Origin of the sequence: Actinoplanes utahensis (genome assembly GCF_016862455.1) — a bacterium.
Classification (GTDB): Bacteria; Actinomycetota; Actinomycetes; order Mycobacteriales; family Micromonosporaceae; genus Actinoplanes; species Actinoplanes utahensis.
Genome location: NZ_BOMZ01000010.1, coordinates 1 through 15,561, shown reverse-complemented (window position 1 = coordinate 15,561; position 15,561 = coordinate 1). Strand labels below are relative to the sequence as shown.

Annotated in this window: 13 protein-coding genes; 7 read left to right on the top strand and 6 right to left on the bottom strand. The window is 73.0% G+C overall.

Features of this window, described 5'->3' with window-relative positions:
- Positions 1-30: 30 nt before the first annotated feature.
- Positions 31-2,517 (bottom strand): DEAD/DEAH box helicase, encoded by a 2,487-nt coding sequence (locus tag Aut01nite_RS02280; RefSeq protein ID WP_043532273.1) that lies wholly within the window; start codon positions 2,515-2,517, stop codon positions 31-33.
- A 288-nt stretch (positions 2,518-2,805) separates the two neighbouring features.
- The gene (locus Aut01nite_RS02275) at positions 2,806-3,582 is read right to left on the bottom strand and encodes a hypothetical protein (protein ID WP_152629084.1); all 777 of its coding nucleotides are present in this window, start codon (positions 3,580-3,582) and stop codon (positions 2,806-2,808) included.
- A 162-nt stretch (positions 3,583-3,744) separates the two neighbouring features.
- Here Aut01nite_RS02275 and Aut01nite_RS02270 point away from each other — a divergent pair, with 162 nt between their 5' ends.
- Complete coding sequence (locus Aut01nite_RS02270) at positions 3,745-4,335, top strand: DUF1707 SHOCT-like domain-containing protein (RefSeq protein ID WP_236643133.1); 591 nt, start codon at positions 3,745-3,747, stop codon at positions 4,333-4,335.
- 72 nt (positions 4,336-4,407) lie between these two features.
- Here the strand turns inward: Aut01nite_RS02270 and Aut01nite_RS02265 are convergent, their stop codons facing one another.
- The 3 genes from Aut01nite_RS02265 to Aut01nite_RS02255 all read right to left on the bottom strand — a co-directional run bounded on the left by Aut01nite_RS02265 (position 4,408) and on the right by Aut01nite_RS02255 (position 6,795).
- Positions 4,408-5,238 carry a hypothetical protein gene (locus tag Aut01nite_RS02265; RefSeq protein ID WP_043532277.1) on the bottom strand — a complete coding sequence of 277 codons (831 nt, stop codon included), beginning with the start codon at positions 5,236-5,238 and terminating at the stop codon, positions 4,408-4,410.
- Positions 5,238-6,068: a hypothetical protein gene (locus Aut01nite_RS02260; protein WP_152629085.1), complete on the bottom strand. Its 831-nt coding sequence runs from the start codon at positions 6,066-6,068 to the stop codon at positions 5,238-5,240. Before Aut01nite_RS02260 ends, Aut01nite_RS02265 begins: the two co-directional genes overlap by 1 nt.
- A gap of 142 nt (positions 6,069-6,210) precedes the next feature.
- Positions 6,211-6,795 (bottom strand): DoxX family membrane protein, encoded by a 585-nt coding sequence (locus tag Aut01nite_RS02255; RefSeq protein ID WP_043532281.1) that lies wholly within the window; start codon positions 6,793-6,795, stop codon positions 6,211-6,213.
- Between the two features lie 286 nt (positions 6,796-7,081).
- Between Aut01nite_RS02255 and Aut01nite_RS02250 the strand changes: the two genes are divergently transcribed.
- The 3 genes from Aut01nite_RS02250 to Aut01nite_RS02240 all read left to right on the top strand — a co-directional run bounded on the left by Aut01nite_RS02250 (position 7,082) and on the right by Aut01nite_RS02240 (position 8,770).
- Positions 7,082-7,354: a hypothetical protein gene (locus Aut01nite_RS02250; RefSeq protein ID WP_152629086.1), complete on the top strand. Its 273-nt coding sequence runs from the start codon at positions 7,082-7,084 to the stop codon at positions 7,352-7,354.
- A 318-nt stretch (positions 7,355-7,672) separates the two neighbouring features.
- On the top strand, positions 7,673-8,245 hold the full coding sequence (locus Aut01nite_RS02245) for a histidine phosphatase family protein (protein WP_043532285.1): 573 nt from the start codon (positions 7,673-7,675) through the stop codon (positions 8,243-8,245).
- Positions 8,246-8,353: 108 nt separating this feature from the next.
- Positions 8,354-8,770, top strand: a complete 417-nt coding sequence (locus Aut01nite_RS02240) for a hypothetical protein (protein ID WP_043532287.1) — start codon at positions 8,354-8,356, stop codon at positions 8,768-8,770.
- Positions 8,771-8,819: 49 nt separating this feature from the next.
- Here Aut01nite_RS02240 and Aut01nite_RS02235 read toward each other — a convergent pair whose 3' ends face one another.
- Entirely contained in the window at positions 8,820-11,633 is a 2,814-nt protein-coding gene (locus tag Aut01nite_RS02235) for a helix-turn-helix transcriptional regulator (protein ID WP_161790750.1), read from the bottom strand.
- Positions 11,634-11,844: 211 nt separating this feature from the next.
- On the opposite strand from Aut01nite_RS02235, the gene Aut01nite_RS02230 reads away from it, so the two are divergent.
- The 3 genes from Aut01nite_RS02230 (at position 11,845) to Aut01nite_RS02220 (ending at position 15,066) form a co-directional block, all read left to right on the top strand.
- On the top strand, positions 11,845-12,696 hold the full coding sequence (locus Aut01nite_RS02230; protein ID WP_043532289.1) for an alpha/beta hydrolase family protein: 852 nt from the start codon (positions 11,845-11,847) through the stop codon (positions 12,694-12,696).
- A 114-nt stretch (positions 12,697-12,810) separates the two neighbouring features.
- The gene (locus Aut01nite_RS02225; RefSeq protein ID WP_052164499.1) at positions 12,811-14,052 is read left to right on the top strand and encodes a hypothetical protein; all 1,242 of its coding nucleotides are present in this window, start codon (positions 12,811-12,813) and stop codon (positions 14,050-14,052) included.
- Positions 14,053-14,502: 450 nt separating this feature from the next.
- Positions 14,503-15,066 (top strand): O-methyltransferase, encoded by a 564-nt coding sequence (locus Aut01nite_RS02220; protein ID WP_043532424.1) that lies wholly within the window; start codon positions 14,503-14,505, stop codon positions 15,064-15,066.
- The last annotated feature ends 495 nt before the right edge of the window (positions 15,067-15,561 follow it).

The window sequence follows — 15,561 nt, the reverse complement described above, 5'->3', positions numbered from 1 at the left end:
ACGGCACTCACCGCGGCCGGGTCTCGGGTCTCAATGCGGGCCGACGGCCGTCACGGTGATCGCGGCGGTGCCGATCTCGTCGGAGGAGGCCAGGTCGATCGTCGCCTCGATACCCCAGTCGTGGTCGCCGTCCGGGTCCTCGAAGACCTGCCGGACCGTCCACACCGCGGCGCCCTGGTCGAGGTGCAGGAACGCCGGGCCGCGCGCGGACGGGCCGGTGCCCAGCTCGCCGTACTCCTCGAAGTACTCGGTGATGGCCTTCTGCCAGCGTTCGGCGGTCCAGCCGGACTCGGCGTCCATCTCGCCGAGCAGGTCCCAGCGGCGCAGCGCGGCCAGCTCCACCCGCCGGAACATGGCGTTGCGGACCAGCACCCGGAAGGCGCGGACGTTGCGGGTGACCGCGGGCGGCTTGTCGTCGATGCGGACCTCGACCTCCTCGCCGGTCGGGTTCTGCAGGCGCGCCCACTCGTCGAGGAGGCTGGAGTCGACCTGCCGGACCAGCTCGCCGAGCCATTCGATCAGGTCGGTGAGCTCCTCGGTCCGGGCGTCCTCGGGAACGGTCTGCCGCAGCGCCCGGTACGCGTCGGCGAGGTAGCGCAGCACCAGGCCCTCGGAACGGGACAGGCCGTAGAACGAGACGTACTCGGTGAACGTCATCGCCCGCTCGTACATGTCACGGACCACCGACTTGGGCTTCAGCTCGTAGTCGGCGACCCACGGGTGACCGCGGCGGTACGTCTCATAGGCCGCCTCGAGCAGCTCCTTCAGCGGCTGCGGCCAGGTCACGTCCTCCAGGAGCTGCATGCGCTCCTCGTACTCGATGCCCTCGGCCTTCATCGCGTTGATCGCCTCGCCACGCGCCTTCTTGCGCTGCTCGGAGACGATCTGGCGGGGGTCCTCCAGGGTCGACTCGATCACCGAGACGACGTCGAGCGGGTACTCCGGGGACTCCCGGTCGAGCAGTTCCAGGCAGGCCAGGGCGAACGGCGACAGCGCCTGGTTCAGCGCGAAGTCCAGCTGGAGGTCCTCGACGAGGCGATAGACCCCTTCCTCGGTACGTTCGATCACGCCCCCGGCGATCAGGGCGCGGGCGATCGCGATGGCCCGGCGGATGTGCCGGCGCTGGGCGTGGCGTTCCTCGTGGTTCTCGGTCAGCAGGTGCTTCATCGCCTGGAACGGGTCGCCGCCCCGGTTCATCACGTTCAGCAGCATCGCGTGGCTGACCTGGAACGACGAGGTCAGCGGCTCCGGCTCGGCCTCGACCAGGCGCTCGTAGGTCGGCTTGCCCCAGCCGATCTGCCCCTCCGGCGGCTTCTTCCGGACCACCTTGCGGCGTTTCTTCGGATCGTCGCCGGCCTTGGCGAGGGCCCGCTCGTTGTCGATGACGTGCTCGGGGGCCTGCACGATCACCGTGCCGATGGTGTCGTAACCGGCCCGGCCGGCCCGGCCCGCGATCTGGTGGAACTCGCGGGCCTTGAGCAGGCGGGTCTTCACCCCGTCGTACTTCGACAGGCCGGTGAACAGCACCGTGCGGATCGGGACGTTGATGCCGACGCCGAGAGTGTCGGTGCCGCAGATCACCTTCAGCAGACCGGCCTGGGCGAGGGTCTCCACCAGCCGGCGGTATTTCGGCAGCATGCCCGCGTGGTGCACGCCGATGCCGTGCCGCACCAGCCGGGACAGGGTGCGCCCGAAACCGGCGGTGAACCGGAAGTTGCCGATCGCGGCGGCGATCGCGTCCTTCTCCGCCCGGGTGCACATGTTGATGCTCATCAGCGACTGCGCCCGTTCCAGGGCCGCGGCCTGGGTGAAGTGCACGATGTAGACCGGCGACTGCTTGGTGGACAGCAGCTCCTCGATGGTCTCGTGCAGCGGGGTCATCGCGTACTCGAAGGTCAGCGGGACGGGGCGCTCCGCGTTCGCCACCACGGCGGTGTCCCGGCCGGTCCGTTTCGACAGATCGTCCACGAACCGGGTCGTGTCGCCGAGCGTCGCCGACATCAGGATGAACTGCGCCTGCGGCAGCTCGATCAGCGGCACCTGCCACGCCCAGCCGCGGTCCGGCTCGGCGTAGAAGTGGAACTCGTCCATCACCACCTGGCCGACATCGGCGTCCGCGCCCTCGCGCAACGCCAGGTTCGCCAGGATCTCGGCGGTGCAGCAGATGATCGGGGCGTCCGCGTTCACGTTCGCGTCACCGGTCAGCATGCCCACGTTGTGCGCGCCGAAGACCGCGCACAGGGCGAAGAACTTCTCACTGACCAGCGCCTTGATCGGGGCGGTGTAGAAGGTGGTGCGGTTGCCCGCCAGGGCGGCGAAGTGCGCGCCGGTCGCGACCAGGCTCTTGCCCGAGCCGGTGGGGGTGTTGAGGATGACGTTCGCGCCGGTCGCGATCTCGATCAGCGCCTCCTCCTGATGCGGGTACAGGGTCAGGCCCTGTTCCGACACCCAGGATTGAAAGGCGTCGAAGACGGCGTCAGGTTCGGCGGAGCCCGGCAGGCGATCGGTCAGCGTCATGATCGGTCAAGTGTGTCAGCTCGGCCCGAACGCTGCGTACAGGGGAGCGGCGATCCCGCCGGCCAGGCTGACGAATCCGGCTATCACGGCGACTGCGGCTCCGATTCTCGCGGCCATCGTCCGTACCCCCTCAATCTGATCTTGATCGCTCTCGCCGTCGATCTTTTGCGGGGCCGGTTGCGGCACGGTTGCCGGAACGGTTGCGGTCGGGGTGCAACGTTGTCAGGGCCGCCGTTCCCATCCGTCAGGGCCGCCGCTTCCTTCTGCCGGAGCCGCCGTTCCCTTCCGTCAGAGCCGGCGCTCCCGGATGCGGTCCAGCGCGGTTCCGGCGGTGAGCTCCGGGCGGTGGGTCGGATGGGTGTGGTAATGGCGCAGCGTCCGGTAGACGATCGAGGGGTCGTCGGCCAGCCACATGCCGCGGACCGTCATCGACGGCAGCAGCCGCACGTGGTGGCGGCCGATCGGCCGGGGCAGCGCGTACGTGATCTCCACCGGGGCCGCAGCGGTCGGCCGCAGGACGATCAGCGGCGAACCGTTCTCGACCGTGGTGGTGCTGACCTCGGCGACCGCGTCCCAGGACAGGCGGTGCAGGTAACCCGGGCCGTGATGCTCCAGCCCGGCAGGTGTCAGCCGCAGCCAGCCGCGGCCGCCGTAGACCTGGCGCAGCACGGCCAGCCCGAACAGTGCGGCCAGGCCGGCGGTGACCAGCGGCACCAGGACGCTCGCCGGTGGATCGCCCGCCAGCAGGAAAGCCGCGCCGACGGTCAGTAGCGCGAGGATCATCAGGCCGGCGACGCTGACGACCCAGTAGTACGCCCAGCCGGAGTAGTGGAACGTCACGCCGCCGTCCGCCGCCGACGGCTCCCAGCGGTACCGCCGCCACCACAGGTGGACGCCGAAGCCGACCAGATGGCCGAAGAAGACGGCGGCCGCCCCGAACCCCAGCGCCGCGGCCGGATCGCCGTCCACCGCCGCGCCGATCGCGAGACCCGCCGACACGATCCCGAGCAGACCCAGGAACCACAAGGAGACCGTCACCGTGGTCGCCGGCCCCGACGTGGACATCGCCATCTCCCTAGACGTTTGCGGGGTGGCTCGCGTGCGCGGCCGGGCCCGGTCATGACGGGGTGTACGCGCGCCGGTCGGCCGCGGTTCGACGCTCATCGTGATCGACATCCATGGGTGCGTGCGTGACACGGTTGCGGCCGGGCGGTAGCGTCGGCGGCCGTGGGACTTCCTGTGCCGGCACCGATCTCCGACGATGACCGGGAGCGGGTGGCCGAGCTGCTGCAACAGGCGTGCGGTGACGGGCGGATCACCCTGGAGGAGTTCAGCGTCCGCGTCGGGGCCGCCTGGGCCGCGAGCACCGACGTGGAGCTCGCCCGCGCCTCCGAGGGCCTCGCCCCGGCGCCGGTCGTCGGGTCCGCGCGCACCGTCGACCGGGTCGTCACCGTCCTCAGCGAGCGCAGACGCCGCGGCCGGTGGCGGCTGCCGTCCGGGCGGCTCAGCACGTTCACCCTGCTCGGGGCGACGACACTGGACCTGCGTGATGTCGTCACCGGCGAGGACGTCATCGAGATCACCGGGACCTGCGTCCTCGGCGAGATCAAGGTGGTCGTCCCCGAGGGTGTCGAGGTCGAGCTGACCGGCACCAGCGCCCTCAGCTCCGAGGAGCTGCGGCTCGCGGCGGTCCCGCGGCTGCCCGGCACCCCGATCATCCGGGTCCGGGTGCACGCCTGGCTGAGCAGCGTCGTGGTCAAGTCCAAACCGCCGGGCTCCGGGGCCCGCAGCTGGCTCGCCGACAACCTCGGCCTCTGACGGGCGCCCGGACGCCGGGTGCTCGTCACCGCCGACCCACCAGTCGTGACGGCGCCGGCCGGCCCGATCGGTTCAGCGGATCAGGAACCGTCCCTGCCGGACGCGGGTCACGGCGGCCGGGGACGACAGCTCGGTGCGGTGACCGGGATTGACGAAGTAGTGGCGCACCGCCAGGTAGACCTGCTCCGGGTCGGCGGCCGGCAGCGATCCGCGCACGGTCATCGACGGCAGCAGGGCCTCCTCCAGGGTGCCGAGACGGCGGAACCGCTGGCGGCGCACCCGGGTCGCGTCGGTGGGGATGTTGTGGATCACCAGCGCCGGATGGCCCGCGATCCGGCCCGGCCGCACCTCGATGACCGCCCGCCACGGCACGAAGTGCTGGAAGCCGGCCCCGTGATGGTGGATGCCGGCCGGGCTGAGCGTCAGCGACCCGAAGCCGTGCCGCAGCATCCGCAGATGGAACAGCGCGCTGCGGATCAGGACCGGGCTCGCAACCACGGCCAGCAGCCCCACGCCCACCGGGTCGCGGGTCAGGACGCACAGCAGGACGAACGCGGCGAGCAGGGTGGCCTTGACCCCGATCGGCCAGTAGTACGCCCACCGAGAGTACCGAAACGTCAGACCGGTCCCGGCCACCGGTGCGACGTGCCGGCGCCGCGGGCGCCAGCCGGCGAACGCGAACAACCCGGCCAGGTGGCCGCTGAGCGAGGCGGTGAGAACGGCGACGGCTGTCGCGACAGCGTCGCCGTCGAGGATCAGGCGGGGCAGCGCCACCAGGACGAGCAGCGCGAACGCGGCCAGGACCAGGGCGGCGGCCAGACGGAGGTACGGCCGCCGGCCGTGGACCCAGGGGCGCGGCGCCTCCAGGTACACCGGCGGGGTCGCGTCCACGTCGCCGCTCATCAGCCGTCGGCCGGAGCGGTCCAGCGGCGATGGAGGATGCGCTCGAGGGCGGCGGGGGTGCCGAGCTCGGCGCGGTCGTCCGGGTTGGCGTGGTAATGCCAGAGCGTCTCGTAGACCAGCAGCGGGTCGGTGGCCAGCCACGTGTCGGTGACCACGATGGACGGCAGCAGCGGGTGCTCGGGACGCAGCGGTCTCGGCAGATAGTGCCTGATCCGGTCGGCTTCGGAGGCCTCGACCTCGACGACGACGGCCCGTTCGTGACCGATCTCGACGGGTTCCACGGCGAACACCGACGACCAGGGGGAGTACTGGGTGAAGCTGAGGCTCCGGTGATGCAGGCCGTCCGGGGTGAGGGTGAGACGGCCCGGCGCCAGACAGAGCATCAGCCCGGCGACCGCGGCGCCGGCCAGGCAGACCAGCAGCGTGCAGACGGCGAAGAGCAGGCCGGCCACCCCGTTGCCGAACGACAGCAGCGCGAACACGGTGAGGCCGGTGACGGCCAGGCCGACGAGGCTCACATACCAGTAGTAGCCCCACCGGGAGTAGCTGAAGGCGGTACCGGTGGCGGTCGTCTCCGGCATCCGCGGCCCGCGCCGCCCGGGACACCAGCCCAGATAGACGCCGTAGCCGGCGGCGTGCCCGGAGAGCACCGCGAACAGCAGCGCCAGAGCCGACCACCCCCCGGAGCCACCGGCGGCCGAACGGGCCGACAGGATCAGGGCCGCCACGGCCGCCAGGCCGGTCACGGCGGTGAACGGGACAGCCCATCCGGGGGTGCGCCGGGGCTCCCACAGCTGCGGGTCGTCCTCGTCGATCTCGGTCTCGATCATCTCCGGCTCCGTCCGCGGTCGGCCTTGCGGATATCCCGGGGTACGCACATCGATCGACCGCGGTTCGACCGTCATGGTGCCATCCGCGCACACGGTGAAGCCCGGCCGGGTCGGGCCCGGCCGGGCGTGACTGTCGACGTGGTCAGATGAGCCAGCGGTTCTTCTGGACGAATCCCAGCTTCGCCCACCGGCGGCCGAGGCCCCAGGTGTGCCCGGCGTAGGTGAGGGCCAGCACCGCGGCGGTGATCCCGTAGACGACGTGGTAGTCGATCAGCGGGTTGCTCGACCGGGTCGCCTCGCCGCTGCTGGTGTGCTGGGCGAGCGGCCACTCGGCGATCCACATGAAGGCCATCATCAGGCCGGCGGCGGCCGCGGCGACCCGCAGGCCGATGCCGAGGATCAGCGCGACGCCGATGCCGAGCAGGCCCAGCATGAACAGCCAGTCGGCCCAGGCCGCGCCGGCGATGCCGTGGAAGACGTCCTGGAACGGGCCGACCTCGACACCGGAGAGGAACCCGCGGGTAGGGGAGCCGCCATCGACCCAGGCCCGCTCGCCGGGGGTCGCGTAGCCGAAGCCGAACGCCTTGTCCAGAAAGGCCCAGAGAAAGACCGACCCGGTGACGATCCGCAGCACCGCCAGCACCCGGGACGCGGTGTGGGTGAGCATCGAGCCGGGCGCCTCGACCTGTTCCAGGGTGGTGATGTGTGTGCGACCGATGGTGGCCATCTGGTCCTCCTTGAGACTCTGTCGTCACCTATGACTCTCCGCCGGCGGCCGGCTCGGCGCCCGTGCCGCAGATCCCGTATGTGACCTGCTGAGGTCCCGTCCGTTTCGGGACGTTCGGCCCCCTGGGCGGGTACGGGTCATCCGGTACGGGCCTGTCCGGCCGGCGGGGCGGCCGTCGAGAATCCGGGGAGGAGCGCCACCGGCGGCACGCCGAAACGGATTTTTCAGGCATCGGCTGCCGATCATCGCGCTCAGTGGCGAAGATGTCACACAGGAGGTGACGCTCATGATGGTCCTGCTGGTGGCGACACTCGGTCTTGTGGTCGCCGCGGCGCTCGCGTTCTGGCCGTCCTGGAAACAGCCGGCGGAACAGGGCAGGTCCACCCGGTCGCGGTCCGGCATGTCCGGTCACGCCGAGCCGAGGGCGCCGCTCAGTCTCGAAGGCGTCCTGGTCACCCAGTTGATCGCCGGTGAGATCAGCCGCCCGCAGTACCTCCGTGCCCTGGAACAGCTGGCCGCCCGGGACGAGCAGCGCCACCCGCTCGCCCTCCCCGACTAGACCCCGTGTGGTGCGGCTCCCGGTCGGTCGCGGTTCGGTCCGGCTGGTGGTGGCTGCTGTCTCAAGGCGCTCGAGACGACAGTGACGACCAGCCGGGGGTGACCGGGACGGGCATGCATGAGCCGGAACCGGGGGACGGTCGGGAGGGAACGCCTGCCGTTGCCGCCGCGAGGCACGGGACGCTGCGTGGCCCGTACCGGAGCGTGGTGTGAGAGAAGCGCCGCGGACCGGAAGCGGACAGCGGTCTCAGCAGTACCGGGCCGCGACGTCTCGGCGCCCCGCGCATCGGGTAGGAAGGCCGGGGAACGAGGAGGGTTCATGGCGGAGATCGTGTTGATCCGGCACGGGCAGACGGAGTGGAGTGCCAACGGGAGGCACACCTCGTACACCGATCTGCCGTTGACCGAAGAAGGCGAACGGCAGGCCGGTGTGGTGGGGAAACGGATCGCGGGCCGGCAGTTCGCGGCCGTGCTGTCCAGCCCGCGGCGGCGGGCGCTGCACACCGCCGAGCTGGCCGGGCTCAGCGTCACCGAGGTGGTCGACGACCTGGCCGAATGGCACTACGGCGACTACGAGGGCGTGACCACCCGGGAGATCCGCCGGACGCGGCCCGGCTGGTCGCTGTGGACCGACGGCTGCCCGAACGGCGAGTCCCCGGAGCAGGCCGGCGCCCGCCTGGACCGGGTCCTGGCACGTGCCCGGGAGCTGCTGACCGGCGGCGACGTGGCCCTGGTCGCGCACGGGCACTGCCTGCGGGTCGCCGGAGCCCGCTGGATCGGTCTGCCGCCGGCGGCCGGCGGGCTGCTCAAGCTCGACACCGCGACCCTGTCGGTGCTCGGCTTCGAGCACGGCGACGACCCGGTGCTGACCACCTGGAACGCGCCTGGATGAACCCGGCCCGGGGTTGACATCCAACGCACAGGATCAGCACATGGTGGCGCACAGGCACGGGGCGAATCGTGGAGATCACACGAGGGACCCAGCGAGGGGAAGACCACCATGCTTGTGCAGCTCGACCACGATGCGGCCACCGAGGGGACGGCTCCCGCCGCCCAGCCCGTGGTCGCCGTCCTCGGCCGGCTCAGCCGGGTCGCCGGCCTGCCGCAGCACCTGCCGTCCGGCTGGCACATGCGGTCGGTTCCCGACCTCGACGCGGTCCAGCCGGGCGACCTGGTGGTGCTGAGCGGCGCGACCGTGCCCGACGTGCGGCTGGCCCGGGCGGCGCTGCCGCACGACACCCGGGTCATCGCCCTGATCGACGACTGGGCCCCGGCCGAGCTGGTCTCCGGCGTCCTGACCGCGGGCGCCGACGTGTGCGTGCGCGGCGGCCACCCCGGCATCCTGGCCGGGCACCTGGTCGCCTGCCGCCGCCGGCTCGCCGAGCGCTGGTCCGACCTCGACCTGCCCGCGAGCTGAGCCCCTGCCCGCAAACTGAGACCCGCCCGTGAGCTGAGACCTGCCCGGGTCAGTGGGCCGCCAGCCCGGAGCCGGTGGCGAGCAGGCGGGCCATCTCGGTGCGGGAGCGGACGCCCAGGCGGGCGAACACGTTGCGCAGATGGTGGTCGACGGTTCGCGGGCTCAGGTGCAGCTCCTGGGCGACCTCCCGGTTGGTGGCGCCCCCGGCGACCAGGGACGCGATCCGCTCCTGCTGGGCGGTCAGTTCCGGGCCGGCCGGCGCGGCGGCCTCCACGCGTTCCCCGGCGGCGCGCAGCTCCTGGACGCTCTGGGCCGCCCACGGCTCCGCGTCGAGCGCCCGGAACGTCTCGGCGGCCCGCCGCAGGTGGGCGCGCGCCTCCACGTGCCGGCGCCGACGGCGTAGCAGCCTGCCGTAGAGCAGCTCGGTGTGCGCCCGCGGGAAACCGGCCTCGCCGTCGTGCCCGAGCGCCGCCTCGAAATACCGGAACGCGTCATCCCCGTCGTCGGCCCGCAGCGCCCGGCAGCGGTCCCGCAGCGCCAGCCAGTTCGGCTGCCCGGTGCGGCCGGCCCACTGATCGAACGCGCCGGCCACCGGCTGGACCGCGGCCCGGGCCGAGGTCTGCGCGGCGGCCTCCAGCAGATGCGGGACGACCGCGACGCGCAGCAGCGCCGTACCCGGTCCGGGTGGCCCGGCGACCACGGCGATCAGGCGCTCCGCGGCGGCCGGGCAGCGGCCGTCGACCAGGTCGAGCAGCGCGAGGGCCCACTCGCACAGCGGGCGGGACGGGCCGTCGCCGACCATCGCGATCCGGTTCAGGGTGGTCTCCCGGTCGCCGACCAGGGCGGCGAGCACGGCCAGGACCGCCAGGTGGGTGCCGGCCAGGACCGGCTGGCCGGTGGACCGGGCGACCGCCGCGCCGTCCATCGCGGCCTCGTTCGCCGCCGGGTAGTCACCGGCGGCCATCCCGGCCAGGGCGGCCATCTCCAGGGCCTGCGGGACCAGCACCGACGCACCCTGCTCCCGGGCGAGCACGGCGGCCCGGCCGGCCAGCGCGGCGGCGCGGCGAGCGTCACCGACCAGGATGCCCGCGGTGGCGGCACGCAGCAGGGGCCGCGGTTCGGCGACCCGGTCGGCGAGGGCGACGGCCTGGCGGAGACGTACGAAGGACGAAGGCTCGTCTCCGTCGGCGATGCAGGCCAGACCGGCGACATGGTGGAACGCGAGGCTCACCGCGGGCGGCTCGTCGCCGCGTTCGCCGGCGGCGACCCGGCGGGCGAGCGCGGCGTAGCGGACCTGCTCCTCGGACCGGCACGCCGACTCGCCGGCGAGCGCGAGTGCTTCCAGGGCGGTGCCGGGGTCGGATTCGGCGAGTTCGGCGGCGACGTCCAGCAGCACGTCCCGGGCGCCGGGACGGCCCTCCGGCAGGCTCATCTCGGCGGTCAGGCCGCGGGCCCGGACCCGGGCGCTGCCGGCGGCCGCCGGGATCCGGCGGATCAGCCGGCCGGCCTCGTGCGGGCGGCCCGCCAGCCAGGAGTCGCGGGCGGCGTCCAGGAGCAGGGCGGCCTGTTCGGCGGGGGTCGGGCAGAGGGCGGCCGCGTACCGTCGCGCCTCCGCGGCGACCAGCGGATCCGCGGTCCGTGCGGCCCGGGACAGCTCCCGGGCCAGGGCGGCGTCCGGTCCGGTGGCGGCGGCGGCCCGGTGCAGCAGTGCGGGCAGGCCGGCGCCCCGCGCCGCGAAGACCTCGGCGAGCGCGGCGTGGGCGGTCCGGCGTGCGGCGACGGGCATCTCCGCGTACGCCACCGCCCGCATCAGCGGTCCCCGGAACCGCACCCCCGCCGCCGTGACGGTGACCAGCCCCGCGTCCTCCGCCGCGGTGAAGTCCTCCAGCCGGGCGGCCCCGGCCGGTTCCGGGGACTGTCCCGGGCTGGTGGATCGGGCACGGACCGCCGGCCGGGACGGTTCCGTGACGCCGGCGGCGGCGAGCAGGGTGTCCGGGGAGGCCTCCGGGGCGGCGGCCGCGAGCAGCAGCAGGCGCCGGGTGCGGGGCGGGAGCGCGTCGAGTTCGGCGGCGAGGCGGCGGCGCAGCGGGCTGTCCGCGGGCAGCGTCTCCGGCAACGGCGCGTAACCGCGGCGCTGTTCCGGGGAGAGGGCGCCGGCCAGGTCGATCAGCGCGGCCGGGTGCCCGGCGGCGATCTCGGTGAGCGTGCCGGCCACGTCCTCGGCCAGGTCCGGGGCGTGCGTGGCGAGGATCTGCCGGGCGGCGGCGGGGGAGAGCGGCGCCAGGCGGTGCACCGGCTGGCCGCCCGGTTCGCTGCCGGCCGGGACGGTGCCCACGACGGCGATCCGTTCCCGCCCGATGCGGCGCGCGGCGAAGGCGATCGCGCGCCAGGAGTCCGGGTCGAGCAGGTGGGCGTCGTCGATCAGGCAGAGGACGGGGGCGGTGCGGGCGGCCGTGCGCAGCAGGGAGATCGTGGCGAGACCGGCCGTGAGGGCATCGCCGGGCAGCTCACCCGCGAGGAGCCCGGCGACCGCCGCGCGCGGCGCCGGGGCCAGGTCGGTGATCCGGTCACTGATGTCGATGAGCAGGCTGGTCAGTCCGGTGTACGGGTGATCGCGCTCGTCGGCGTGCCCCGCGGCGGTGAGGACCGTCCAGCCCCGTGCCCGTCGTCTGCTCGGCGCCGCGTCCCGGAACGAGTCCGCGACCGCCTGGAGCAGGGCGGTGCGGCCCTCCCCGGGGCCGGCCGAGATGATCAGGAGACCGCCGCGGCCGGTCGCCGCCGCCGAGGTCAGGCGGCCGATCTCGGTGAGGGCGGCCGCCCGCCCGGCGAGCTCAAGTTTCTGCACTGCCGGTGCATCAATCATGCGGCGAGTGTTCCCTGCCCGGCGTCCCGGCGGAAGAGCATTTCGGTGGATGAAATTTCCAAGATGTTGCGTCCTCATGACAGAGCGCCGGTGATTTCGCCGATGCGTAGGCCCCGGAACCCTGTCGAAACTGGCGCTCGTCGATCCGATTCCCCCAAAGATTAGGAGAATCGACGTGCACCGGACATCTGTCCCCGGTAAGGCCCGCCGCATGCTGCTCACGGCGGTAACGACTCTGACCATGGTCGCCGGTGGTGTCGCCGTCGCCCACAGCGCCGAGGCCGCCGAGAACCCGTACGAGCGGGGCCCCGCGCCGACGCTCTCCGCCCTCCAGGCCTCCCGCGGACCGTACGCGGTCAGCCAGACCTCGGTCTCCAACCTGGCCGCGACCGGCTTCGGCGGCGGCGAGATCTACTACCCGACCACGACCGCGGACGGCACGTTCGGGGCGATCGCCATCTCGCCCGGCTTCACCGCGTACTGGTCCAGCATCTCCTGGCTCGGCCCGCGCCTGGCCTCGCACGGCTTCGTGGTCATCGGCATCGAGACCAACACCACCTCCGACCAGCCCGCCTCCCGCGGCGACCAGCTGCTGGCCGCGCTCGACTACCTCACCCAGCGCAGCTCGGTGCGCAACCGGGTGGACGCCAGCCGGCTCGCCGTCGGCGGCCACTCGATGGGCGGCGGCGGCAGCCTCGAAGCCGCCAGCGACCGGCCGTCACTGCAGGCCGCGATCCCGCTCGCCCCGTGGAACCTGGACAAGTCCTGGTCGGAGCTGCGGGTGCCGACCCTGATCATCGGCGGCGAGAGTGACAGCATCGCGTCGGTGTCCAGCCACTCGATCCCGTTCTACAACAGCATCCCGGCGTCGGCGGAGAAGTCGTACCTGGAACTGAACAACGCCAGCCACTTCTTCCCGCAGAGCACCAATACCCCGACCGCGGTGCAGGCGGTCGCCTGGCTGAAGCGGTGGGTCGACAACGACACCCGGTACAGCCAGTTCATCTGCCCCGGCCCGAGCAGCACGTCGATCTCCGACTACCGCAGCTCCTGCCCCGTCTAGCACGCGATTCCCGGGGACCCGGGCCGGTGGCGACACGCCGCCGGCCCGGGTCCCCGTCGGCGCGGGCGCATACCTGCTGGCTTGAACGCGGGCCGTTTCGTAAGGTCGTTCCTCGTGCCGATCCCCGACCTGACCCGTGCGCGACTGCACGGTCTGGCCCGCAACCCCGCGCTCCCCGTCGAGGCGCTGCTCCGGCTGGCCGCCGACGATCGGCTGGACATCGAGGACCTCACCACCTTCCCCGCCGCGCCCGGCCGTCGGGGGTTCACCGACGCGGCGTTCGACGCGCTCGCCGCGCATCCCGACCCGCAGCTGCGGGAGGCCCTGGCCCGGAGCTCCGGCGCCACCGGGGCGCAGCGGGCCCGGCTCGTCGGCGACCTGAGCATCGCGGTGCTGCACGCCGTCATCGAAGGACCCGCCGACCGGTGGGCCGACCCGCTGCCCACGTGGGCGTACCGCCGCCTCGCCGACCATCCCGAGCCGGTCGTCCGCGACATGCTCACCTACCTGCCCGGCACACCCCGCGACGTGATCGTGGCACTCGCCCGCGACCCGCACCCCCGCATCGCCGACGCCGCCCGGGCACTCCTCCGCCACACCCCGGCCCAGCCCGCCACCATGGGCCGTGACCAGGCCGTATCCTTCGCCGAAAGCACCTCCCCGTGGAACCGCGCCCAGGCCGCCGCCGACCCGGAACTACCGGCCGCATGGGTCGGCGTCCTGGCCACCGACCCGGAGCCGCAGGTCCGGCTCGCCGTGTCGATGCGACCCGGGCTGACCGAGGAACAGCGCGCCGCGATCCCCGTCGAGATCGGGCCGGAACTGCCCGTCCCCGCGTGGGTCCTCGCGGCCGGGCCGGACGAACTGCGCCGATGCGCGCGTTCAGCCCACATCGGACTACGGCGCAGCGCCGCCTGCCACCCGGAACTCCCGGCTGATCTGATCGCGGCGCTCGCGGCCGACACCGACCCCACGGTGCGGCTGCTGCTCTGCGAGCACCAGCCGGCGGCGCCCCCCGACCTGCTGCTGCGCACCCACCTGGAGAGCGACGACGACGATCTGCTGCGACACCCGACCTTTCCGTGTACGGGTCTCGCGCGCCTCGCATCGTCGCCGGAACCCCGTGCCCGCGCCCTCGCCCGCTACGACGACGCCGCCCCCGCGCCGCTGATCGACCAGCTCAGCCACGATCCCGATCCGGCGGTCCGTGCCGCCGTGGCCGACGATCCACGCCTCCCCGAACGCCGCATCCTCGAACTCCTCGACGACCCGGCGACGGCCACTCCCGCCGCCGCGAACCCCCAGCTGCCCCGACCCGCGATGACCGCCCTCCTCACCGCCGCCGGGGTCCCCTGACGGAGCCTCCGGAGCAGACCGCAGGAGAGCTTCGGCCCCGCGCACCCGCGGCGCCTCCCTGCGACGGTCCTGGCGGTTCGTGGCGAGCGGTGGCGCGGTCTCGGCGGTTCATGGCGGTTCATGGCGAGTGGTCGCGCGGTCCTGGCGGTTGATGGCGAGGGTGGCGCGATCTCGGCAGCTCATGGCGAGCGGCGGTGCGACCTGGCGCCGGGCCATCTGTCAATCGTGAACAGCTGGTCCGCGGTGGTGGTGGCACCGCAGCGCCTCGCGTTCCGGCGGAAGCCGAATCCTCCCGGGGCGGCGGACCGGTCCGGCGGACCGTCATCCCCGGAGTCCCATCCCGGCCGAGCGGCCCGCCTTTTCAACGCTGAAATCGGTTGACCGGAGGTCGGGGTGGACGGCAGCATCGGGCTGCAGAACCATCGTCGATGGTGGATCCGGGAGTGGACGATGAGCGTTCCTGTGCTGGTGGCTGAGGCTTCGCGGCGGGCCGAGAGGCTGGGATTCACGGCGTCGTGCGAGGATCCGGCCGGGCCGATGCTGGCGGTGCTGGCCGCCGCCGTGCCGCGGAACGGCAGGATCCTGGAGCTCGGCACCGGATCCGGAGTCGGTACGGCCTGGCTGGTGAGCGGTCTCACCGACCGCGACGACGTCACGGTGACCACTGTCGAGCTGGATGCGGACCTGGTGAAGGCGGTCAGCGAGGCGTCGTGGCCGTCGTTCGTGACGTTCGTCGAGGGCGACGCGGGGGAGGTTCTGCCGACCCTCGGGCGGTTCGACCTGATCTTCGCGGACGCGGTGGCGGGCAAGTGGACCGGACTCGAACTGACCCTGAACGCGCTGGCTCCCGGTGCCGTCCTGCTCGTCGACGACATGAGCCCGGCCCTCTACCCCGACCCGGAACATCAGGCGATCGTCCGCCGGGTCGAGCGGTCGCTGGCCGACGACCCTCGCCTGATCTCCGTCCGGATCCCGGCCGGCACCCATCTGACTCTGGCCACCCGCCGGTACTGATCCCGGCTCCGGGCCCGTCGCACCCCTGCCTCCCGCCGGATCTCCTCCACTGCTTCCGTCGGCGGGAGCGTGGACGGTGCGTCATCGATCGTGTCCGTGGAGCGGCGACATGCTGACCGGCTCGCTGTAGCTCGGTTCGTGCCGCTGCAGGGTGCCGCCCGTCCGGTTCCTGTCCCGGCGGCATGGACGGGGCGGCGGTGCCCAGGGGCGGAAGGCTGAGGGGCGGTCACCGGATCCGATCCAGCGGACGAAAACCCGCCCGCCCGCGACGGATTCACCCCTTGCGCCCGAGATCTAGTGAGTTTCGGGCGAACCGATTCACCACCACCGCGCAAGATTGACAACCGGCGGGCAAGCAAGTTGGTCGGCAGTGACAACCAGCCGGGGGTGACCGGGACGGGCATGCATGACCCGCACCCGGGGGATGTCCGGGAGGGACGCCTGCCGGGGTGACCGGGACGGGCATGCATGACCCGCACCCGGGGGATGTCCGGG